This window comes from Pseudacidovorax sp. DMC4 (assembly GCF_056314265.1).
This window is the reverse complement of sequence record NZ_JBQUYR010000013.1, coordinates 69155-91040: the sequence shown is the minus strand read 5'-3', so window position 1 is coordinate 91040 and position 21886 is coordinate 69155. Positions and strand designations below refer to the sequence as shown.

The following is a 21886-nucleotide window of genomic DNA, read 5'->3' as shown; positions in this document are numbered from 1 at the left end:
CCCGGGGCCCCACCTTGTCCGACCCTTCGTCCTCGTCCAGCCTGGAACGCATGCTGGGCGTGCTCGACCTCTTCGACGACCACCACGTCACCCGCACTGCCGAGGACATCGCCAAGGCGCTGGACGTCTCGCTGCCCACCAGCTACCGCTATGTGCGCCAGCTGCTGCAGGTGGGCCTGCTGCAGCGCGTGGAGGATTCGCACTACGCGCTGGGCCCGCGCATCATCCTGCTGGACCACTACATCCGCCGCGCCGACCCGGTGCTCAAGGTGGGTCTGCCGGTGCTGCGCGAACTGGTCGATGCCACCGGCTTCGACTGCGTGGTGACCGAGGCCTTCGGCCAGCAGGTGCTGGACACGCACCGCGAGATGGGCGGCACACCCGCCACGCTGGCCTACACGCGCGGCCGGCCGCGGCCGCTGTTCCAGGGCGCGGCGCCCAAGGTGCTGCTCGCCACGCTGGGCACGGCACCACTCAAGAAGCTGTTCGACGCGCGCCGCGACGAGGCCGTGCGCTGCGGCCTGCCCGGCGAATGGGCCGAGTTCCGGCGCCACTTCGCGGCCATCCGCAAGGCGGGCCACTATGTCTCCAAGGGCGAGCTGGAGCCCCAGCTGGCGGCCGTGGCCGCGCCCGTTCTCAAGTCGGATGGCGGCGCCTGGGCCGCCATCTCCCTCGTGTTCGATACCTCGCGCCTGGCAATCGTCGACCTTGAAAAGATGGTCCGTCTGATCACCGAGGCCGCGACGCGGATCGGAGGTCGGCTGGCCTAGTACCCACCCCTCTCCTTCCCTAGGAATCCCCATGAGACTCATCAGCTACCAGTACAACGGCCAGGACGGCTATGGCGCCATCGTCGGCGACCGCGTCGTCGACCTGCATGCGGTGTTCGGCGCGCAGGCACCGGACTTGAAGGCCTTCATCGCCGCCGGCCTCGCATCGCAGGCGGCAGCCCATGTCGAAGCCGCCCGCGCCACGCTGCCGCTGTCCGAGGTGAAGCTGCTGCCCGTCATCCCCAACCCCGGCAAGATTTTCTGCATCGGCCTGAACTACGGCGAGCACATCCGCGAGACCGGCAAGACCGAGACCGAGAAGCCGGTGATCTTCCTGCGCGTGGCCGACTCGCAGCTGGCCCATGGCGAGGACATCGTGCGGCCCCGAGCCTCCGAGCGCCTCGACTATGAAGGCGAGATCGCCATCGTCATCGGCCGAGGCGGGCGGCACATCAGCGAGGCGGACTCGTGGTCGCACATCGCCGGCTACAGCTGCTACAACGACGGCAGCGTGCGCGACTGGCAACTGCACACCTCGCAGTGGGCACCGGGCAAGAACTTCTGGAAGACCGGCGCCTTCGGCCCCTGGATGGTGACGTCCGACGAGATCGCGCCCGATCAGAAGATGACGCTGGTCACGCGCCTCAATGGCCAGGAGATGCAGCGCGCCACCACCGACATGATGGTGCACAGCATCCCGCGCCAGATCGCCTACATCTCCACTTTCATCCCGCTGGAGCCGGGCGACGTGATCGTCACCGGCACGCCCGGCGGCGTGGGCAACAAGCGCACGCCGCCCGTGTTCATGAAGCCGGGCGACGTGTGCGAGATCGAGGTCGACGCCATCGGCGTGCTGCGCAACGGCATCCGCGACGAGTGAGGGCGGCGCGCCCATGAACGACGTGCTGCATCGCGGCGCGCGGGCCGCCCTCGGCCTGCTTCTGGCCGCCCTTTCGATCGGCGCCCCGGCGCAGGAGTTTCCCCAGCGGCCCCTGCAGATGGTGGTGCCCTTCGCGGCCGGGGGCGGGCTGGACCTCAACGCCCGCAACCTCGCCGAGGCACTGGCCGAGCCCCTGGGCCAGCCGGTGGTCGTGAGCAACCGCGAAGGCGCGGCCGGCACCATCGGCCTGAACGCGGTGGCAGCGGCCCGGCCCGATGGCTACACGCTGGCCTTCACGCCAGCGGTACCGCTGTCGAGCGAACCGCACCGGCTCCGGCTGAACTACGGGCTCGACAGCTTCCGGCCCGTCTGCCAGGTGTTCGACAACATCTTCGCCATCGCGGTGCCGGCGGCCTCGCCCTGGCGCACGGTGGCCGATCTGCTGGCCGCGGCGCGCCGTGAGCCGGGCGCCATCAGCTACGGCACTTCGGGCACGGGCTCCATCCCGCACCTGGGCACGGCGGACATCGAGGCGGTGGCGCACGTCAGCCTGACGCATGTGCCCTACAAGGGCGACGCGCCGATGCTGCAGGACTTGATGGCCGGGCGCCTGGGCTTCGGCGCGGTGCTGGTGAGTTCCATCACCGGGCAGCTGGGCAGCGGCGCGCTACGCCTGCTGGCCGTCTATGCCGACCGGCGCCATCCCGCGTTCGCCGAGGTGCCGACGCTCCAGGAAGCGGGCGTGGACGTGGTGCAGGCCAGCTTCGGCGGCGTGCTGGTGCCGGCCCGCACGCCCGACGCGGTGGTGCAGCGGCTGGAGGGCGCGTGCCGGCAGGCCGTGGCCTCGCCGCGCTACCAGGACTGGGCCCGCCGCGCGAACCAGGTGGTGGACTTCCGCCCCGCCGCCGACTTCGAACGGCACCTGCGCGAGGACAGCCGCCTCAAGGCCGCGACACTGCGCCGGTTGGGGCTCGCCACCCCCTGAAGGAGAAACGCATGCTGCCCGGACGCCCCGAACCGCCCATCGCCACCCTGCTCGGTGGCCGCCTGCTCGCCCTGGACACCACGGCCGGCACGCTGGCCGCCGAGTACGAGGCCACGGCCGCCTTCCTCAACCCCGCGGGCACGGTGCAGGGCGGCATGCTCGCCGCCATGCTGGACGACCTGTGCGCCGCCGTCGTGGACGCCCGCGCGGGCGAAGGCGGCGGCGGCGTGGTCACGCTGACGCTGAACCTGAGCTTCCTCGCGCCGGCCCGGCCCGGCCGCCTGCAAGGCCGCTCGGCCATCGTGGGCGGCGGACGCAGCATCTGCTACGTGGAGGCGGTGCTTGCGCAGGCGGGCACCGAGGTGGCGCGGGCCACGGCCTGCTGCCGCGTCATCGGCTCGCGCGCGGGCTGAGACGCAGGCGGGCGGTGCGCCGCCGCCGTCGGAGCATGGCGGTCGCGACAATCGCCGGCTCCGACCCACGACCGCCTTCGCCATGCTGCGCTACCAGATCCTCCCCGTCACGCCCTTCCAGCAGAACTGCTCGCTCGTCTGGTGCGACGCGACGAACAAGGCCGCGCTGATCGACCCGGGCGGCGAGATCGACCGGCTGGTCACCGCCGCCGAGTCGCGCGGCCTGGCGCTGGAGCAGCTGTGGCTCACGCATGCGCACATCGACCACGCCGGTGGCACCGGCGAGCTGGCCGAGCGCCTGGGCCTGCCCATCGTGGGACCGCACCCGGGTGACCAGTTCTGGATCGACGGCCTGCCGCAGCAGAGCGCGATGTTCGGCTTTCCGCCCGCGCGCGCCTTCACGCCCACGCGCTGGCTGGCCGACGGCGACACGGTGACGCTGGGCGAGGAGACGCTGACGGTGCGCCACTGCCCGGGCCACACGCCGGGCCATGTGGTCTTCCATTCGGCCAGCGCGCAGCGGGCCTTCGTGGGCGACGTGCTCTTCGCCGGCAGCATCGGCCGCACCGACTTTCCGGGCGGCAGCCATCCGCAGTTGATCGACAGCATCGTGCAGCGGCTGTGGCCCATGGGCGACGAGACGGTGTTCATTCCCGGCCACGGGCCGGAAAGCAGCTTCGGCCGCGAGCGCCAAAGCAATCCCTACGTGCAGGGCACCTGAGGCGCGGCCCGCGGCCTTTTCCGCGGAGCTTGTGCGGGTCAGGGCCTTGATCGCGAAGGAGGCGACGGGCGCGTCACACACCCGCAGACACGGGGCTGCGCGGCCTGTCCGTCACGCCCTGAGGGGGAGATGCCCACCGGCGTCGAGAGCCCCCGCCTACGTCGGACGGTCCTGGCCGCGCACGCGGCTTCCGGCCTGACGCGGTGAAGGTATGCAGCAGTCCCGCAGCCATCGCGCCGCGGCCCTGCCGCTTACACCACAAGGAACCCCGCCCATGAGCCATGGCGAGCCCAACCCCATCCTCAATGCCGCGTCCAACGCCATCGCCGCCCTGCGCGCCGATGACGACCAGCTCGAACTGGCCAAGGCACACGAGTCGCTCCACCCCAAGGCCATCGAGAAGCTGGAGGTGGCCGAAGCCCGCCGGCAGCCGACCGCCAAGGATGCCGTGATCGCCCTGCTGCAAAAGCGCGGCGAATCCACCGACCCCGAAGTGCTGGTGCCCGGCGTGACGATGAAGACCATCACGGTCGATGGCGCCGTCGGTGCGCTGCCGGCGAACGTCTATACGCCCCAGGGCGTCGGTCCCTTCCCGGTCATCCTGTACTTCCACGGCGGCGGCTGGGTCATCGCCGACAAGGACGTCTACGACGCCGGTGCCCGTGGCCTGGCCAAGGCGGCGAATGCCATCGTGGTCTCGGTCGACTACCGCCAGGCGCCGGAGCACCGCTTTCCCGCCGCCTGGGACGACGCCCTCGCCGCCTACCGCTGGCTGAGCCAGAACGCCGCCTCGCTGGGCGGCGACCCGGTGCGCATGGCGCTGGCCGGCGAGAGCGCGGGCGGCAATCTGGCCGTGGCCACGGCCATCGCCGCGCGTGATGCGGGCCTGCCGGTCCCACGCCATGTGCTGTCGGTCTACCCGGTGGCGCAGACCAGCCTCAACACCGAGTCGTACATCGAAAACGCCATTGCCAAGCCGCTGAACCGCGCGATGGTGAAGTGGTTCGTGGACCACCTCGTCAACTCGGAAGACGACCTCAAGGACACGCGCCTGTCCCTGATCGACGCGGACCTGGCCGGCCTGCCGCCCGTGACCATCATCAACGCCCGCCTGGACCCGCTGCGCAGCGACGGCGCCAAGCTGGAAGGTGCGCTTCGCGAGGCCGGCGTGCCGGTCGAGCGCCGCGAGTACGAAGGCGTGGCGCACGAGTTCTTCGGCGGGGCCGCCGTGCTGCAGAAGGCGCGCGATGCGATGGCCTATGCGGGTGACCGCCTGCGCACTGCGCTGGGCTGAGCCGCCCCCACCCGCCTCGGTGCGGGCAAAGAAAAAGCGCCTCGACATCGAGGCGCTTTTTCATGGGCGGGCGAACCGCGCGATCAGCTCAGGACCACGCTCGACAGCCGGCGGCGATATGTCGCCACGACCGGATCGTCCGGCGGGATCTGGCCTTCGGCCACCTTGGGCTTGGGCGGCTCGATCACGTCGAGGATGGCGATGTAGGTCTTGCGGGCCAGCTCCTCGTTCCAGCCCTTGTCGCGCATGAGGATCTCGAGCAGTTCGTCCATGGCCTCGGTCCACTGCTGCTGCGCGATCAGCGCCAGGGCGCGGGCGTAGCGCGCATCGAAGTCGCGGCGGTTGGCGGCGATGCGCGCGTCCAGCGCGGCGATGTCGGCGCCCTCGGCGGCGTCGAGCGCGTCCATCCAGCGTTGCAGCGAGTCGAAGCGGCGCACCAGCGAGCGGCGGTCGATCACCGGTGCGAAGGCCACCTTGGCGTCGTCGGTGCGGCCCATCTGCAGCAGCAGCTTGACGTAGTCGAAGCGGGCATCGTCGTTGGACGGGTCGGTGGCCACGGCATGCTGCAGCTTTTCGAGCGCGCCGTCGGTGTCGCCTTCGGCCAGGGCCTCCTGCGCAGCCTCTTCCTCCTGCTGCGCGGCCAGCTCGTCGGCACCGGGCACGTGCTTGTCCAGGAACTCTCGGATCTTGTCGGCCGGCAGGGCGCCGACGAAACCGTCCACCGGCTGGCCGCCCGAGAACATCACGCAGAAGGGAATGCTGCGCACACCGAACATCTGCGACAGCTGGGTCGAGATCTGCGGCACCTTGTCGGCGTCGAGCTTGGCCAGGATGAAGCGGCCGCCGTATTCGACCTCCAGCTTCTCCAGCACCGGGCCCAGCTGCTTGCAGGGGCCGCACCATTCGGCCCAGATGTCCAGCAGCACCGGCGTGGCGAGCGAGGCTTCGACCAGTTCGGTCTGGAAGTTGTCGAGGGTGATGTCGATCATGGGTGAGGCTGCGTCGTTGGGGGATGGCCGGGCGCCCGGCCGATTCAGATTCCCGTTCCAGCTGGGGCCGAAACGTAAAATTGAAAGATGAGTGAAACCATCCAGGTCGGCGTGGTCATGGGCTCGAACTCCGACTGGGAGACGATGCGCCATGCGGCCGAGATTCTCCAGCAATTCGGCATCGCCCATGAAACACGCGTCGTCTCGGCGCACCGCATGCCGGACGCCCTGTTCGCCTATGCCGAAAGTGCCGCCTCCCGCGGCCTGACGGCCATCATCGCGGGGGCCGGCGGCGCCGCCCACCTGCCGGGCATGCTGGCCGCCAAGACCACGGTGCCCGTGCTGGGCGTGCCCGTCGCCAGCCGCCACCTGCAGGGCGTGGATTCGCTCTACAGCATCGTGCAGATGCCCAAGGGGATCCCGGTCGGCACCTTCGCCATCGGCACCGCGGGCGCGGCCAATGCGGCCCTGTTCGCGGTGGCCATGCTGGCGGTGAACGACCCGGCCCTGCGCCAGAAGCTGGACGACTTCCGCACCGCCCAGACCCGCGTGGCCGAGGCCATGACGCTGCCGCCGCCCGCCGAGGGCGCGCCCGCAGCCGCGGCACCCGTGTTCTCGCCCCAGGGCGGAGGCGCGCTGTGAGCCCCAAGGTCACGGCCCCGGGCCGCAAGACCCTGCCGCTTCTGCCCGGCAGCACGCTGGGCGTGATGGGCGGCGGCCAGCTGGGCCGCATGTTCGTGCACGCGGCGCAGGCCACGGGCTACTTCACCGCGGTGCTCGACCCCGATCCGGACAGCCCCGCCGGCCGCATCAGCCACCACCACCTGCATGCGGACTACCTGGACAGCGACGCCCTCGGTCGCCTTTCGCGCCTGGCCGATGCCGTCACCACCGAGTTCGAGAACGTGCCGGCCCAGGCCCTGGCGACGCTGGCCGGCGACGTGCCGGTGGCGCCCGCGGCCGATGCCGTGGCCATCGCGCAGGACCGCATCCGCGAGAAGGCGCATTTCGTGCGCTGCAGCGCCGCCAGCGGCATCGGCTGCGCGCCCTACGCGGTGATCGAGAACGCCGACCACCTGGCGGCCGTTTCGGCCGACCTGCTGCCCGGCATCCTCAAGACCGCGCGCATGGGCTACGACGGCAAGGGCCAGCAGGGCGTGCAGACCCAGGCCGAACTCGCCGCGGCGTGGGAAGCCACCGGCCGCGTGCCCTGCGTGCTCGAAAAGCGCCTGCCGCTGGCGCTGGAATGCTCGGTCATCGTGGCCCGCGGCCATGATGGCCAGGCGGTGCACTTCCCGCCCCAGCGCAACCTGCACCGCGGCGGCATCCTGGCCGTGACCGAGGTGCATGAGCAGGCCCTGCCGCCGGCCGTGGCCACCCGCGCCGTCGAGGCCGCGCGCGCCATCGCCGATGGCATCGGCTACGTGGGCGTGCTGTGCGTGGAGTTCTTCATGCTGGAGGACGGCAGCCTGGTCGCCAACGAGATGGCGCCGCGCCCGCACAACAGCGGCCACTACACCATGGACGCCTGCGACGTCTCGCAGTTCGACCTGCAGGTGCGCACCCTGGCCGGCCTGCCGCTGGTGGCGCCGCGCCAGCACAGCCCGGCCATCATGCTCAACCTGCTGGGCGACCTGTGGTTCGCCGACGGCAGCGACCAGCAGCGCGACCCGGCCTGGGCCCAGGTGCTGGCCCTGCCCGGCACCCACCTGCACCTTTACGGCAAGACCGAGGCGCGGCGCGGGCGCAAGATGGGACACCTGAACATCACCGGCGCCGACATTGCCGGCGTGCGCGCCGCCGCCGCACAGGCTGCGGCCCTGCTCGGGCTGCCCGACAGCACGGCAAGCTGACATCGCCATGATCCTCGACGGCCAGGACAGCCACGCCATCGAACGCGCCGCGCTCGCGCTGCGGGCGGGCGAGCTGGTGGCCTTTCCCACCGAGACGGTCTATGGCCTGGGGGCCGACGCCGCCAACGACGACGCCACCCGCGGCATCTTCCGCGCCAAAGGCCGGCCGTCGGACCACCCGCTGATCGTGCACCTGCCCGACGCGCTTCGGCAGGCGGAGTCGCTGTCGCGCTTCGCGCAGCCGCTGCCGGCCTTCGGGCGCGCGCTGGCCGATGCCTTCTGGCCCGGCCCGCTGACGCTCATCGCCACCCGCCAGCCCGGCGTGGGCGCGGCCGCCGCGGGCGGGCAGGACACCATCGGCCTGCGCTGCCCCGACCACCCGGTGGCGCAGGCGCTGCTGCATGCCTGCGCCCGCCACGGCGTGCCCGGCTTGGCCGGCCCCAGCGCCAACCGCTTCGGCCGCGTGAGCCCGACCACCGCCGCGCACGTCGCCGGCGAATTCGGTGACGACCTGCTGATCGTCGACGGCGGCCCCTGCACCGTGGGCATCGAATCGACCATCGTCGACTGCAGCCGCGGCGCGCCGGTGCTGCTGCGCCCGGGCGTCATCACCCGCGCGCAGATCGAGCGCGTGGCCGGCGAGCGCCTGCGCAGCCAGGCCGAACTGGCCCAGCCCGACCCGCGCGCCTCGGGCACGCTGGAATCGCACTACGCCCCGACGGCCAAGGTGCGGCTGATGGATGGCCGCATGCTGCAGTCCGCGCTGGACGTGCTGGGCGCCCAGGCCGCCCACATCGCCGTGTGGTCGCGCACGCCGCTCAAGAGCCGGTCGCAGCGCCTGATCCTGCGCCGCATGCCCGACGACGCCGCCGAGGCGGCGCGGCAGCTGTTCGCGCGGCTGCGGCAGTTCGACGACGAAGGCGCCAAGCTGATCTGGATCGAGACGCCGCCGGAGACGGCGGAGTGGGAAGGCGTTCGCGACCGACTGATGCGCGCGGCGGCTTAAATTTTTTATCAGCAGCAGCTCCCATGAGCTTCCACGTCCCGCTTGAACTTATTTGACCGGCAACCTTAAGGGCATTCCGGCAAGCTCAATAGATTGTTCGGCTGTTCCCCGTCGTTCTGAGTTTTCAGATACTTATTGCCAGCGGCGCTCGTCGCCACAATGACCCAAACTGAACTTCCCCCCGCGCTGACCCAAAACCTAAATTTTCCCGACTCCACATCCGCGATTGCCTGCCGTTGATCCAATTTCCACCGACTACCGTCGGGATTGACCCCACCGATGGAATGAATGCGCTCATGTGCACTCGTGCGATTGGTCTTGTTGATACACGATATCTGGTGATCTGACATTACCGTCTCTCTTGGCTTGGCACAAGTAAAGCGCTTCGCTCATTTTTCTGATCAATAAAAAAATCACTTACCGCCGCTGATGCAATTGATATGCATAAGAATTTTCCAATCTCTGGACTGCGGCGCGGCGAATGCATCTTCCCGAGTGCCGATACAACTCCCCTGAACGCAAATATGCCCCTATTCTTGGCAAATTGAAGATGCCTTTTGGGGGAGGATAAATTGCAGAGAATATGCTCTGACACAGAGCCTCGGTAAACCGCGGTACGCAATCGTCTTAAGTCCCTCGCGCCACCCACTCCACCAACGCATCGAAGGCCGGCCGCGCCGCGCCAGCCGCCGGATCATTGGCAATAGCGACGACCACCCATCTGCGGCCCCCAGCGCCATCCACATAGCCGGCAATCGCCGCCACGTCGCGCAGGCTGCCGGTCTTCAGATGGGCCGAGGTGATGGCCGGGCGATTGCGCAGCGTGCCGTCCACGCCCATCACGGGCAATGAGGCGATCAGCTCCGGCATGACCGGCGAGCGCCACGCCACCTGCAGCATGCGCGCCAGGCCGGCCGCGGTGAGCCGGTCCTCGCGTGACAGGCCGGCACCGTTGACCATCACCGGCGCCGGTTCGTTGCCGCCCACGCGTGACGTCCACCATTGCCGCACGGCGGCGCGTGCGGCGTCGAAGCTGCCGCGCTGGCGCTGCGTGAGGCCCAGCGTCAGGAAGAGCTGCTGGGTCATCACGTTGTTGCTGTATTTGTTGATGTCGCGCACCACCTGGCCCAGGGGCGGCGAGGCGGCCTCGAACAGCAGGCGCGCGCCCGTCGGCACGGTACCCAGGCGCAGCTGGCCGTCGATCTGGCCGCCCATCTGCTGCCAGAGGCCGCCGATGGCGCGCAGGCCGAAGCGCTGCGGATCGGGCCAGGCCACGGGCCAGCTGCGCGCGCCGCAGGCGGCCGGCAAGGTACCGGTGAATCTCGGCTGCGCCGGGTCGTTGAAGTCGGCCTGCAGCGCAGTGCGCCAGTCGCCGCATTCGCCACCACCGAGCGGCATACGCGCCGGAAAGGTGACGCCCGCCAGGGGCGGCTCCGCACTCACGATAGCGAAGCGCCCGCCCGCCTCGGGCGTGAAGTCCAGCGTGACCGAGCGGAAGTTGACAAGGAAGGCGTCGGGCGAGGCGTTGTAGGGCCGCAGCGGCTCGCCGTCGAAGGCGGCCGGGTCGCTCTCGACGCCGGCGTCGAAGGCGCTGCGGTCGACCACCACGTCGCCGGCGATGCGGCGGATGCCCAGGGCCTGCACGCGGCGCAGCAGCAGCCAGAGCCGCTCGACCACCAGCGTGGGGTCGCCCTGGCCGCGCAGGTAGAGGTTGCCCTGCAGCGTGCCGTCGACCACGGCGCCATCGGCGTACACCGGCGTGCTCCAGGTGTAGGCGGGACCCAGCAGGTCGAGCCCGGCATAGGTGGTGACCAGCTTCATCACCGAGGCCGGGTTGACCAGCTCCTGCGCCCGCCAGGCCAGGCGCGGGGGCTGGCGGCCCTCGGCGTCGGCCACGAAGAAGGTGACGGCATCGCGCGGTACCTTGGCGCGGGCCAGGGCGGCTTCGACGGAGGGCGGCAGCGCCGTGGACGGCATGGCAGCGCCGGCAGGGACCGCTGGCGAGGGCTGGGCCAGTGCCGGCGAGCCCGCGCCCGCGACGGTGGCGGCCAGCGCAGCAGCGCGCAGGAAAGTGAGAAGCGGGAGGCGGGGAAGGCAGGAAGAGAAGCAGCGCACAGGCATGCGCCGGGATTATCCGGAGCGCTGGGTGCGTCAGCAGGCCGCGGCACGCCGGTGGGCGGCCGCGCCCCGCTCAGCCCCCGCGCGGGCCGAACAGGTGCAATTGCGCGTGGTACAGAAGGAGGATGGTCTTCGCATCGGCGATGCGGCCGTCCGCCGCCATGGCCAGCGCCTCGTCGAAAGGCAGCTCCAGCACCTCGATGTCTTCGCCCTCCTCGGCCAGGCCGCCGCCGTCGCCGATGCGCATGCCGGCGTCGTAGGGTGCGACGAAGAAGTGCAGCTTCTCGGTGACCGAGCCGGGGCTCATGAAGGCCTCGAACACCTTGCGCACCTCGCCCAGGCGGTAGCCCAGCTCTTCCTCGGCCTCGGCGCGGATGCGGGCCTCGGGGGCCGCATCGTCCAGCAGGCCGGCGGCGGCCTCGATGAGCAGGCCGTCGTGGCCGTTGACGAAAGCCGGGTAGCGGAACTGCCGCACCAGCAGCACCGTGCGGCGCGCCAGGTCATAGGCCAGGAGGACGGCACCGTTGCCGCGGTCGTAGGTCTCGCGCTGCTGGGTCTGCCAGCGGCCGTCGCGGCGCTGCCAGTCGAAGCGCGTGGTCTTGAGCGTGTACCAGTTGTCGGAGAGCAGGGTGACGTCGCGCACCCGGACGCGTTCGCTGGTGGAGGTCATGGCGGCGGATGCTAGGCGCACACTCGTGCAATATCAAGAAATTTCGTGCATCTTCATGCATCCCTGGCTACCATCGACCCATGCTCACCCGCCAGCGCCACCAGCTCATCCTTGACGCCCTCCGCCGCGATGGCCAGGTGGTGGCCAAGGCTTTCGGCGAATCGCTGGGCCTGTCGGAAGACACGATCCGCCGCGACCTGCGGGAGCTGGCGGCGCAGGGCAAGCTGCAGCGGGTGCACGGCGGCGCGCTGCCGATGGCGGCGGCCGAGGCCGACTTCGCCGGCCGCGAGCGCCTGGCGCCGCAGGAGAAGGTCGCCATCGGCCGTGCCGCGGCCGCCATGGTGCGGCCCGGGCAGGTGGTGTTCGTCGATGGCGGCACCACCGCCGTGCAACTGGCGCGCCACTTGCCGGCCACGCTGCAGGCCACGGTGGTCACGCACAGCCCGTCGGTGGCGGTGGCGCTGGTGGCGCATCCCGGCGTGGAGGTGGTGCTGATCGGCGGCCGGCTGTTCAAGCATTCGGTGGTGGCGGTGGGCGCGGCGGCCACCGAGGCCATCGCCCGCATCCATGCCGACACCTGCTTCCTGGGCGTGACCGGGGTGCATGCGCAGGCGGGCCTGACCACCGCCGACATGGAGGAAGCCGCCATCAAGCGGGCGCTGATGGCGGCCTCGGCCGAGACGGTGGTCATGGCCTCGTCCGAAAAGCTCGGTGCCGCCTCGCCCTATGTGATCGCGCCGCTGGCCGAGGCCGGCACGGTGCTGGTGGCGCCACAGGCACCCGAAGCGGCGGTGGCCGCCCTGCGCGCCGCCGGTGCCACGGTGACCGTGGCCGGCCGCCCCCCGCAAGCCCCCGGCGCCGACGACGGAGGCGAGGCCCCTCGATAATCGCCCGATGCCTGCTGCCGACCGATCGCTCCTGCGCCTGTCTCCCCGGGCGGTGGGTGTCGGCTCGGCTGTCATCACCGTTCTGGTGTGGACGGGCTTCATCGTCATCTCCCGCGCCACCGCCGGCCGCTCGCTGGCGCCACTGGACATCGGTCTGGCCCGCATCCTGGGCGCCAGCGTGGTGCTCGCGCCCTGGGGCGCCTGGCTGGTGGCGCAGGCCCGGCGGGCGGGCGACACCCAGGCCGGCTCGCTGTTCGGCCTGTCGCCCCTCCCGCTGCGGCTGAGCGCACTGGCCGGCATCTTCGGCGCGGTGCTCTATGCGGGCCTGGCGTATTCGGGTTTCTTCTTCGCGCCGGCCGGCCATGCCGCGGTGCTGATGCCCGGCAGCCTGCCGCTGTGGACGGCGCTGCTGGCGGCGGTGGTGCTGCGTGACCGCATCACGCCGCTGCGGGCCGCGGGGCTGGGCCTGATCGTCGCGGGCGACCTGATGGTGGGCGGGCGCAGCCTGCTGCAGGCCTTCGGCGGCGCGGACGCGGGCGGCACGGCCGATGTGTGGAAGGGCGACCTGCTGTTCATGTCCGCCGCCTTCTGCTGGGCCTGCTACGGCGTCATCGTGCGCCGGCATGCACTGGACGCGGTGCGCGCCACCATCGCCATCACCATGTTCGCGCTGCTGACCTATGTGCCGCTGTATGCCCTGCTGGTCTGGGCGGGCGTCGTGCACAGCAAGCTGCCCACCGCACCCTGGGGCGCCATCGCCTTCCAGATGGCCTTCCAGGGCATCGGCTCGGTGGTGATCTCAGGCATCACCTTCACGAAGATGATCGGCTACTTCGGCCCCGTGCGGACCACCATGATCACGGCGCTGGTGCCGGGCCTGTCGGCGCTGTCGGCGGTGTTCTTCCTGGACGAGCCGCTGCATCCGGGCCTGCTGGCCGGGCTGGCGCTGGTGACCCTCGGCATCCTGCTGGGTGTGCAGCGCAAGGCGCCGGCCGCGTCCGCCGCGGTGCCGGCCTGTGCCACGACCAAGGGTTGCAATGCCTGAACTCCTCGCCTTCGATTGCAGCACCGACACGCTGTCGGTGGCGGTGCAGCACGGCGACCGCGTGGTCGCCCGCACGCAGGCGGGTGGCGCGCAGGCCTCGGCCGCGCTGATCCCGCTGATCCACGAACTGCTGGCCGAGGCCGGGCTGACGCTGGGCGGGCTGCAGGCCCTCGTCTTCGGCCGCGGCCCCGGCGCCTTCACCGGCCTGCGCACCGCCTGCGCGGTGGCGCAGGGCCTGGGCTATGGGGCGGACATTCCCGTGCTGCCCATCGACACGCTGCACGCCGTGGCCGAGGAGGCCCGCCATGCCACCGGCGCGGCGCAGGTGATGGCGGTGCTCGACGCGCGCATGGACGAGGTCTATGCCGCTGCCTGCGACACCGCGGCCGGTCACTGCGAAGCCCCGCGCCTGATGGCGCCCGAGCAGGTGCAGGTGCCTCCCGGCTTCCTGCTGGCCGGCAACGCGTTCGCGGCCTATGGCGAGCGCCTGCCCGCCGGTGCACCGCGCCATGCCTGCCTGCCCACCGCCACCGCCCTGCTGCGCCTGGCCCCGGCCATGCTTGCCGCCGGCCGCGCCGTGCCGGCCGCCGAGGCCCAGCCGCTGTACGTGCGCGACAAGGTCGCCCAGACCACGGCCGAGCGCGAGGCGATCAAGAACGCCGCCGCCACCGGAGCGACGTCCGCATGAGCGCCCTGCCCCAGTTGCCCGAGGCGCGCCTGGAGCCCATGCGCGTCACCCACCTCGACGCGCTGCTGCCCATCGAGCAGCAGGCCTACACCCATCCGTGGACGCGCGGCAACTTCATCGACTCGATGCATGCCGGCTACCACTGCATGTGCCTGGTCGGGCCCACGGCGCCCGAGGCGCCCGGCTTCGGCGCCGACGTTGCAGGGCGGCGCGCACCGCCCGACACGCTGATCGGCTACTTCGTCGCCATGAAGGGCGTGGACGAGGTGCATCTGCTCAACATCACCGTGGCGCCGGCCTTCCAGCGCCAGGGCTGGGCGGCGCTGATGCTCACGGCGCTGGGCGTATGGTCGCGCGCGCAGGGCGCGGGCTGGCTGTGGCTGGAGGTGCGGGTGAGCAACACGCGCGCCCAGCAGGTCTACGAGCGCCACGGCTTCCGCCGCGTGGGCCAGCGCAAGGGCTACTACCCGGCCGCGCCCGGCCGTCGCGAGGACGCGATCGTGATGAGCCTGCGGCTGGAGGGCACGGCCGCGTGACGCCGTCCTCCGCCCCCATTCAACAGGGCGCGCCGCACGCACGCGCGTTCGCACGCCCAGGAAACCCGAGATGAGCCTGATGCTCGATGCACGCCAGCGCGCCATGCTGGAGGAGATGGGCGTCAAGGTCTGGTGGCCGGCGCAGACGGCGGAGGTGGCGGCACCGATCGCCGCAGCTGAGACGACCCAGGCCGCAGAGCCCGCTGCGCTCGTCGGCGAGCACACCGCCGAGCCCGCGGCCGCCCGCGCAGCCCGCCCGCCGATGGATCGTCCGGGCACCGACACGCCCCACGCGCCGCCTTCGGACGACGGCCCGCCCGCATGGATCGACGACGTACCGCCGGAGGACATGCCGCCTTCCGCCGCAGCGCCGCCAGCCCTGCGCCAGGCGGCACCGGCTTCCTCCGCGCCCGGTCGCCGCCCCACGGCCGAGTCGCCCGCCTCCGCCACGGCGTCCCCGGCCCCACGAACCGGCGCGCCCTCCGCACGGGCCGGGAGTGCCCCCGCCGTGCGCATCGAGCCGGCCCAACGCCTGTACCTGCCGGCCGGCGCCAGCGGCGACGCGCCCACCCCAGGCGGCTGGCTGGTATTGGTCGACATGCCGCCCGGCCCCGATGGCCGTCATGGCGCCGCCTTCGTCGGCGACGCCGGCCGCCTGCTCGATCAGATGCTGCGCGCCCTGCGCCTGCACGCCGGCCCCGCGCCGGTGCACCTGCAGCGCGTGCACCGCCCCGCGCCCGGCGTGCCGCAAGGCGAGGACGACGAGCCCTTCGAGGCTGGCTTCGACCATGCCTGCCGCGAACTCGCGCCGCGCATGGTGCTGGCGCTGGGTCCGCTGGCGGCGCAGCAGCTGCTCGGCGCGCAGCCGCTGGGCCGGCTGCGTGCCCAGGTAGGCCGCTGCGCCGACGGCCGCACTGCCGTGGTCGCCAGCTACGCGCCCGCCTACCTGCTGCGCACCCCGGCCGACAAGGCACGCGCCTGGGCCGACCTGTGCCTGGCGGCGGCCGAGTTCGAGCGCCTGGCCGCGGCAGCCGGTTGAGCGCCCGACACGCGGGGCCGCCACCCGCAGGCCGTTCCCGGGCAGGCGGCCGGTGCCGGCACGGCCGCCCCGAGGGGGCCTCCTAGAATCGCGCCCCATGTCTTTCCTCGATCAGCTGCAGGCCGCGCAGCGCCAGAACCGCTCCATGCTGTGCGTGGGGCTGGACCCGGAACCCTCCCGCTTCCCCGAGGGCATGAAGGGCGATGCCACCCGCATCTACGACTTCTGCGCCGCCATCGTCGAGGCCACGGCCGATCTGGTGATCGCCTTCAAGCCGCAGATCGCCTACTTCGCCGCCCACCGCGCCGAGGACCAGCTGGAGCGGCTGATGGCCCACATGCGGGCCGTGGCGCCGCAGGTGCCGGTCATCCTCGACGCCAAGCGCGGCGACATCGGCTCCACCGCCGAGCAGTACGCGGCCGAGGCCTTCGAGCGCTACGGCGCCGACGCGGTGACGCTGTCGCCCTTCATGGGCTTCGATTCCGTCTCGCCTTACCTGCGCTACCCGCACAAGGGCGCCTTCCTGCTGTGCCGCACCAGCAACCCGGGCGGCGACGACCTGCAGGGCCAGCGCCTGGCCGACGTGCCGGGCCAGCCGCTGCTGTACGAGCATGTGGCCTCGCTGGCGCAGGGGCCGTGGAACCTCAATGGCCAGCTCGGCCTGGTGGTGGGCGCGACTTATCCGCAGGAGATCCGCCGAGTGCGCGAGCTGGCACCGACGGTGCCGCTGCTGATCCCCGGCGTGGGCGCCCAGGGCGGCGATGCGGTGGCCACCGTGCGCGCCGGCTGGCGCGAGGACGCGCCGATCATCGTGAACTCGTCCCGCGCCATCTGCTACGCCAGCAGCGGCGTCGACTTCGCCGCCGCCGCCCGCCGCGAGGCCGAGCGCACGCGGGACGTGCTGGAGGCGGCGAAGCAGGGTTGAGGTTGGGGGGTGGCCCCCTCTCCCCAACCCCTCTCCCGCGAGGGGAGAGGGGCCTTGAAGTCATCGCCGCCGTTCCCCGAAGCGGGGGGATGTCAGCTGAACAGCAGCGACGCCTCCACCGGCTTGCTGAACAGCCAGCCCTGCGCCAGCGCGTCGGGCGCCAGGGTGTGGAAGTAGGCGGCCTGCTGCTCTTCCTCGATGCCTTCGACCACCATGGTCAGGCCCAGCACCTCGGCCATCACCACGATCTGCGGGGCGATGGTGTCCTGGTCGCTCTGGTCGTGGAGTGCCTGCATGAAGGTGCGGTTGATCTTGATCGCATCCACCCGCAGCCGCGACAGGTACGACAGGCTCGAATAGTCGGTGCCGAAGTCGTCGATGTAGACCTTGTGCCCCGCCTCGCGCACGCGGGCGATGGCGCGGCTGAGTTCGCGGCTGTTGGCGGTGGTGCGCTCCGTCAGCTCCAGCCCGATGCTGCAGGCCTGCAGCCGCGCCGCCTGCAGCCGCGCCGACAGGAAGGGCAGGAAGCCGCTGTCCATCAGGTCGTCGGCTGAGACGTTGACCGTGACCTGGAAGTCCGGCCGCCGGCGCAGGCCGTCGCCCAGGTCCTCCAGCACGCGGCTGATCACGAAGCGGGTGACCTGCCCGATCATGCCGTTGCGCTCGGCCTCGCTGATGAAGGCATCGGGGCTCACCGGCTTGCCGGTGGCATCGGTCCAGCGCAGCAGGGCTTCGGCGCCCACGCGTCGGCGGTCGGACAGGCGCACGATGGGCTGGTAGACCACGCGCAGCTCGCCACTGCGCATGGCCAGCAGCAGCTGGCGGCTGAGCGAGCGCGAGCGTCCCAGGAAGGCGCTGAACGCAAAGCCGCCGCTCAGTCCCAGCAGGAGGCCGAAGGCCCCCATCTCGATCATCACCGGCGAGCCCCACACGCCCTGCGGCACCCGCAGCGTGGCCACGATGCAGCCGGTGTAGGCCTGCAGGCAGCGCACCTGGTAGCGCTGGCCGTTGAAGGTGAGCGTGGGTTCGGTGCCGGAGACGCGCTCCAGCCCCTGCAGCGCGGGCGTGTTGGTGAACAGCAGCCGCCCCACGTCGCCGTCCTTGGCCACCAGGGCGAAGTCCAGCCGCGGGTCGGCCAGGTCGATGAAGGTGCGCGCATGGATGGAGACCATCGCATTGCCTTCGCGGATGACCATCGAGCGGCTGCCGGGCGCACCCAGCTCGGGCACGTTGAAGGAGATGCGCCGGCCGCCGTCGCCGGCCAGGTCCACCCGCGGGGGCTGCGCCGGCGGATCCACTCGGCCGATGATCGAGCTGCAAACCACCTGCCCGTTCTCCAGCCGGGCTGCGGCCTTGAGAAAGCGGCTGTTGAGCACCAGGGCCCGCAGGCGCGCGACTTCCTGGGGGCCGCACTCGGCCGGCTCGGCATGGATGGCGTCGATGGTCTCGACCGCCTCGCCGGTGATCCGACGCGCCAGGTTGACGTAGCTGTCGGCCAGTTCGCCCGCCTGCTCGGCCCGGTCGCGCTGCACGGACCAGGCACCGAAGGCCAGGCACAGCACCACGGCCAGCACCGCCCCTCCGGACATGCAGAGAACATGGCGCGTCAGGGGCTTTCTGAACATGGGCGCGGGCAAGGGGGGACGGCCGCAGGACCGTCGTCTGGAGAAAAGCGCGAGTATCGCCGCGGCCAGCGCCTCTCTGCGCGGCGGGCACCCGCCTTATGGGGGGCGCCGTTGCAGCGATGCCGCAGCTGGACGTCAGCCGGGCCGGCGGGCGCCCAGGCGGGCCGAGATGTCGGCCGCCGCCTCGCGCAGCACCGCCGCCAGGCGGCCGTCCCAGCGCGTGTCGAAGACGGCGGAGGCGCCGATGGCCGTGAGTGCGATGACGATGCGCCCGCCCGCGTCGAAGACCGGCGCGGCCATGGCGCTGATGCCGGGCAGCACCTCGCCCTCGGAGCGCGACAGGCCGCGCGCGCGCACCTCGCGCAGTTGGCCCTCGAAGGCGTTCCAGTCGGGCAGCGGCGCGGGCGCGGGCATGCCGGCCTCGCCCGGCTGTGCGCGGGCCCGCTCGGCCTCCAGCGCGGCGCGCACGACCGCTTCGTCCAGGTAGGCGCCGAAGAGCCGGCCCGAGGCCGTGCCGGCGAGCGAGAACACGGTGCCATGGCGCATCGCCACATGCACCGCCGCCGGCGACTCGGCCGTGCGCACGATGGTGGCGCCGCGCTCGCCCCACACCGCCAGCGCCAGCGTGTGGCCGGTGCGCCGGGCCAGCGCCTCGATCACCGGCGTGGCCAGTTGCACGGGGTTGGTCTGCGCCATGGCGATCAGCCCCAGCTGCAGCGCCAGCGGGCCGAGCTGGTAATGGCCCGTGGCGCCGTCCTGCTCGATCAGGCCCAGCCGGCCGAAGCTCACCACGTAGGGATGCGCCTTGGCCGGCGTCATGCCGGCCTCCTGTGCCAACGCCTTCAGCGGCATGGGCCGGCCGGTGTGCACCAGGGCCTGCAGCAGGGTGCCGCCCACCTCGATGCTCTGGATGCCACGCTGTGCGCCGCGTTCGCCGTCTTCCGCCATCACCCGCCTGGATTCGTTGATTTGTAAATCGTTAGACATTACCAGATGCGCGGCCTACACTCGCCGCCAGTTCGGCATAGTCGAACTCGTTTCATTAAAACTAATTGGAGCCAACCCCGGACCGGCGCGCACGCTGTGCTGCGGCGCCGGCCCGTCCAACCTGCGAGGATTCCCATGACCGCCTCCGACACCCCCTCCTCCCTGCGCTACCAGAGCGGCTTCGGCAACGAATACGCCACCGAGGCCGTGCCCGGTGCGCTGCCCCAGGGCCGCAACAGCCCCCAGCGCGCGCCGCTGCAGCTCTACCCCGAGCTGATGTCCGGCACCGCCTTCACCGCGCCCCGCCACCAGAACCGCCGCAGCTGGATGTACCGCCGGCAGCCCAGCGTGGTGGCGGGCCGCTACCAGGCCTGGGCCCAGCCGCTGTGGACCACCGGCGGCGACCGCGCCGCCGCCCTGGCGCCCGAGCCGCTGCGCTGGCATCCGATCCCCTTCGAGGCCGGCGTGGAAGCCGACTTCGTGGAAGGCATGCGCACCCTGGCCGCCAATGGCGATGCCGATGCGCAGACCGGCGTGGCCGCCCACGTGTACCTGGCCACGAAGTCGATGGACCGCCGCGCCTTCGTCAATGCCGACGGCGAGCTGCTGGTGGTGCCGCAGCAGGGGCGCCTGCGCATCACCACCGAGCTCGGCGTGCTCGACGTGAAGCCGGGGGAGATCGCCCTGCTGCCGCGCGGCCTGGCCTTCAAGGTGGCGCTGCCCGACACCGAGGCCGGCGCCGGCCCGTCGCGCGGCTACGTGTGCGAGAACTACGGCGCGCAGTTCCGCCTGCCGGAGCTGGGCCCCATCGGCTCCAACGGCCTGGCCAATCCGCGCGACTTCCAGGCGCCCGTGGCCGCGTACGAAGACGTCGCCGGCCCTTATGAACTGATCAAGAAATTCGGCGGCCGCTTCTGGCGCGCGCCGGCCAGCAACACGCCCTTCAACGTGGTGGCCTGGCACGGCAACCTGGCGCCGGTGAAGTACGACACGGTCAACTTCATGACCATCGGCTCGATCAGCTTCGACCATCCCGATCCGTCCATCTTCACGGTGCTCACCTCGCCCAGCGATACGCCGGGCACGGCCAACTGCGACTTCGTGATCTTCCCGCCGCGCTGGCTGGTGATGGAAGACACCTTCCGTCCGCCCTGGTACCACCGCAACCTGATGAGCGAGTTCATGGGCCTGGTGTACGGCGAGTACGACGCCAAGCCTGGCGGCTTCAAGCCCGGCGGCGCCAGCCTGCACAACGCCATGGTGCCGCACGGCCCGGACGAAGAGGCCTTCGAGAAGGCCTCCAGCGCCAACCTGCAGCCGCAGAAGCTGGACAACACGCTGGCCTTCATGTTCGAGAGCCGCTACCGTTTCGTGCCCACCGCCTTCGCGATGGAGACCGCCCCGCTGGACCATGACTACGCCGATTGCTGGGCGGGCCTGAAGGACCAATTCCAAAAAACATGAGACATCCCCTCCTCACCCGCCGTGCGGCCCTGGCGGCCGCGGCCTCCCTGGCCCTGCCGCTGCTTGCCCAGGCGGCCGACTTCCCCGCCAAGCCGATCCGCTTCATCGTGCCCTACACGGCTGGCGGCACCACCGACCTGGTGGCGCGCACCGTCGGCCAGCGCGTGGCCGAGAAGCTGGGCCAGCCGGTGGTCATCGACAACCGCGGCGGCGCGGGCGGCAACATCGGCATGGACGTGGTGGCCAAGGCCCCGGCCGACGGCTACACCATCGGCTTCGGCGCCATCTCGACCAACGCGCTGAATCCGCACATCTACAAGTCGGTGCCCTTCGATCCGCGCAAGGACTTCACCGCCATCGGCCTGCTGGGCACCTCGACCATCGTGCTCGAAGTGCCGGCCAGCTCGCCCATCAAGTCGGTGCCCGAGCTGATCGCCGCCGCGAAGAAGACGCCCGGCCTGCCCTACGCCACGGCCGGCGCCGGCACGTCGATGAACCTGGCCGGCGTGCTGTTCGCGCAGATGACGGGCACCCAGCTCACGCACGTGGCCTACAAGGGCAGCGGCCCGGCCATCACCGACCTGCTGGGCGGCACGGTGGGCGTGATGTTCGACAACCTGCCTGCTTCGCTGCCACACATCCAGGCCGGCAAGCTGCGCGCGCTGGCGGTGGCCGGGCCGGCGCGCTCGCCCTCGCTGCCCGACGTGCCGACCATCGCCGAGACGGGCCTGAAAGGCTATGCACTGGAGCCCTGGTTCGGCGTCTATGGCCCGGCCCACCTGCCGCCGGCCATCGTCAGGACGCTCAACCAGGCCTTCGCCGAAGCCCTGGCCGAACCCGCGGTGCGCGACAAGCTGCTGCAGGCCGGCTTCACGCCGCGCGCCAGCACGGCCGAGGAACTGGCCGCGCTCACGCAGTCCGAATACCAACGCCTCGGCGAGGTGGCCCGCAAGGCGGGCATGACCGCCGACTGAACCCACTGCACTGCTCT

General features: G+C 71.5%; 23 protein-coding genes. 17 read left to right on the top strand and 6 right to left on the bottom strand.

Features of this window, described 5'->3' with window-relative positions:
• The first annotated feature begins 14 nt into the window (after positions 1-14).
• From ACT54X_RS22135 to ACT54X_RS22110, 6 genes are all read left to right on the top strand, one after another.
• On the top strand, positions 15-770 hold the full coding sequence (locus ACT54X_RS22135) for an IclR family transcriptional regulator (protein WP_476348632.1): 756 nt from the start codon (positions 15-17) through the stop codon (positions 768-770).
• 31 nt (positions 771-801) lie between these two features.
• Positions 802-1650, top strand: a complete 849-nt coding sequence (locus ACT54X_RS22130; protein WP_476348630.1) for a fumarylacetoacetate hydrolase family protein — start codon at positions 802-804, stop codon at positions 1648-1650.
• 13 nt (positions 1651-1663) lie between these two features.
• Positions 1664-2635, top strand: coding sequence for a tripartite tricarboxylate transporter substrate binding protein (locus tag ACT54X_RS22125; RefSeq protein WP_476348628.1), 972 nt, complete (start codon positions 1664-1666; stop codon positions 2633-2635).
• An 11-nt stretch (positions 2636-2646) separates the two neighbouring features.
• Entirely contained in the window at positions 2647-3048 is a 402-nt protein-coding gene (locus ACT54X_RS22120) for a PaaI family thioesterase (protein WP_294366544.1), read from the top strand.
• A gap of 82 nt (positions 3049-3130) precedes the next feature.
• On the top strand, positions 3131-3769 hold the full coding sequence (locus ACT54X_RS22115; RefSeq protein WP_354320713.1) for an MBL fold metallo-hydrolase: 639 nt from the start codon (positions 3131-3133) through the stop codon (positions 3767-3769).
• A 274-nt stretch (positions 3770-4043) separates the two neighbouring features.
• Entirely contained in the window at positions 4044-5063 is a 1020-nt protein-coding gene (locus tag ACT54X_RS22110; RefSeq protein WP_294366540.1) for an alpha/beta hydrolase, read from the top strand.
• An 83-nt stretch (positions 5064-5146) separates the two neighbouring features.
• On the opposite strand, the gene ACT54X_RS22105 is transcribed toward ACT54X_RS22110, so the two are convergent.
• Positions 5147-6052 (bottom strand): tetratricopeptide repeat protein, encoded by a 906-nt coding sequence (locus ACT54X_RS22105; protein ID WP_294366538.1) that lies wholly within the window; start codon positions 6050-6052, stop codon positions 5147-5149.
• Between the two features lie 87 nt (positions 6053-6139).
• On the opposite strand from ACT54X_RS22105, the gene purE reads away from it, so the two are divergent.
• Genes purE through ACT54X_RS22090 form a run of 3 tightly spaced genes read left to right on the top strand, consistent with a single transcriptional unit; the run spans position 6140 to position 8911 of the window.
• The gene (purE, locus tag ACT54X_RS22100; protein ID WP_476348625.1) at positions 6140-6694 is read left to right on the top strand and encodes a 5-(carboxyamino)imidazole ribonucleotide mutase; all 555 of its coding nucleotides are present in this window, start codon (positions 6140-6142) and stop codon (positions 6692-6694) included.
• Positions 6691-7905 (top strand): 5-(carboxyamino)imidazole ribonucleotide synthase, encoded by a 1215-nt coding sequence (locus ACT54X_RS22095; RefSeq protein ID WP_294366535.1) that lies wholly within the window; start codon positions 6691-6693, stop codon positions 7903-7905. The genes purE and ACT54X_RS22095 overlap by 4 nt, the downstream gene beginning before the upstream one ends.
• Positions 7906-7912: 7 nt before the next feature.
• Positions 7913-8911 (top strand): L-threonylcarbamoyladenylate synthase, encoded by a 999-nt coding sequence (locus ACT54X_RS22090; protein ID WP_294366533.1) that lies wholly within the window; start codon positions 7913-7915, stop codon positions 8909-8911.
• 65 nt (positions 8912-8976) lie between these two features.
• Here the strand turns inward: ACT54X_RS22090 and ACT54X_RS22085 are convergent, their stop codons facing one another.
• The 3 genes from ACT54X_RS22085 to ACT54X_RS22075 all read right to left on the bottom strand — a co-directional run bounded on the left by ACT54X_RS22085 (position 8977) and on the right by ACT54X_RS22075 (position 11699).
• The gene (locus tag ACT54X_RS22085; RefSeq protein WP_366934640.1) at positions 8977-9261 is read right to left on the bottom strand and encodes a DUF3892 domain-containing protein; all 285 of its coding nucleotides are present in this window, start codon (positions 9259-9261) and stop codon (positions 8977-8979) included.
• Positions 9262-9538: 277 nt separating this feature from the next.
• Complete coding sequence (dacB, locus tag ACT54X_RS22080) at positions 9539-10888, bottom strand: D-alanyl-D-alanine carboxypeptidase/D-alanyl-D-alanine endopeptidase (protein WP_294366531.1); 1350 nt, start codon at positions 10886-10888, stop codon at positions 9539-9541.
• Between the two features lie 214 nt (positions 10889-11102).
• A complete protein-coding gene (locus ACT54X_RS22075; protein WP_294366528.1) occupies positions 11103-11699 on the bottom strand; it encodes an NUDIX hydrolase in 597 nt (198 codons plus the stop codon).
• A gap of 80 nt (positions 11700-11779) precedes the next feature.
• Here ACT54X_RS22075 and ACT54X_RS22070 point away from each other — a divergent pair, with 80 nt between their 5' ends.
• The 6 genes from ACT54X_RS22070 (at position 11780) to pyrF (ending at position 16819) form a co-directional block, all read left to right on the top strand.
• Positions 11780-12586, top strand: coding sequence for a DeoR/GlpR family DNA-binding transcription regulator (locus ACT54X_RS22070; protein WP_294366526.1), 807 nt, complete (start codon positions 11780-11782; stop codon positions 12584-12586).
• 7 nt (positions 12587-12593) lie between these two features.
• The gene (locus tag ACT54X_RS22065) at positions 12594-13631 is read left to right on the top strand and encodes a DMT family transporter (protein ID WP_294366524.1); all 1038 of its coding nucleotides are present in this window, start codon (positions 12594-12596) and stop codon (positions 13629-13631) included.
• Positions 13624-14319, top strand: a complete 696-nt coding sequence (gene tsaB / locus ACT54X_RS22060) for a tRNA (adenosine(37)-N6)-threonylcarbamoyltransferase complex dimerization subunit type 1 TsaB (RefSeq protein WP_294366522.1) — start codon at positions 13624-13626, stop codon at positions 14317-14319. Before ACT54X_RS22065 ends, tsaB begins: the two co-directional genes overlap by 8 nt.
• The gene (locus ACT54X_RS22055) at positions 14316-14855 is read left to right on the top strand and encodes a GNAT family N-acetyltransferase (protein WP_294366521.1); all 540 of its coding nucleotides are present in this window, start codon (positions 14316-14318) and stop codon (positions 14853-14855) included. The genes tsaB and ACT54X_RS22055 overlap by 4 nt, the downstream gene beginning before the upstream one ends.
• A 70-nt stretch (positions 14856-14925) precedes the next feature.
• Positions 14926-15894, top strand: coding sequence for a uracil-DNA glycosylase family protein (locus ACT54X_RS22050; protein ID WP_476348621.1), 969 nt, complete (start codon positions 14926-14928; stop codon positions 15892-15894).
• 97 nt (positions 15895-15991) lie between these two features.
• On the top strand, positions 15992-16819 hold the full coding sequence (pyrF, locus tag ACT54X_RS22045; protein ID WP_476348619.1) for an orotidine-5'-phosphate decarboxylase: 828 nt from the start codon (positions 15992-15994) through the stop codon (positions 16817-16819).
• A 92-nt stretch (positions 16820-16911) separates the two neighbouring features.
• Here the strand turns inward: pyrF and ACT54X_RS22040 are convergent, their stop codons facing one another.
• Positions 16912-18444, bottom strand: a complete 1533-nt coding sequence (locus tag ACT54X_RS22040) for an EAL domain-containing protein (RefSeq protein WP_234197317.1) — start codon at positions 18442-18444, stop codon at positions 16912-16914.
• A gap of 135 nt (positions 18445-18579) precedes the next feature.
• Complete coding sequence (locus ACT54X_RS22035) at positions 18580-19431, bottom strand: IclR family transcriptional regulator (protein ID WP_294366512.1); 852 nt, start codon at positions 19429-19431, stop codon at positions 18580-18582.
• Between the two features lie 135 nt (positions 19432-19566).
• On the opposite strand from ACT54X_RS22035, the gene hmgA reads away from it, so the two are divergent.
• Both hmgA and ACT54X_RS22025 read left to right on the top strand, forming a co-directional pair.
• Positions 19567-20895 carry a homogentisate 1,2-dioxygenase gene (gene hmgA, locus ACT54X_RS22030; protein WP_476348616.1) on the top strand — a complete coding sequence of 443 codons (1329 nt, stop codon included), beginning with the start codon at positions 19567-19569 and terminating at the stop codon, positions 20893-20895.
• The gene (locus tag ACT54X_RS22025; protein WP_476348614.1) at positions 20892-21869 is read left to right on the top strand and encodes a Bug family tripartite tricarboxylate transporter substrate binding protein; all 978 of its coding nucleotides are present in this window, start codon (positions 20892-20894) and stop codon (positions 21867-21869) included. The genes hmgA and ACT54X_RS22025 overlap by 4 nt, the downstream gene beginning before the upstream one ends.
• Positions 21870-21886 lie beyond the last annotated feature (17 nt).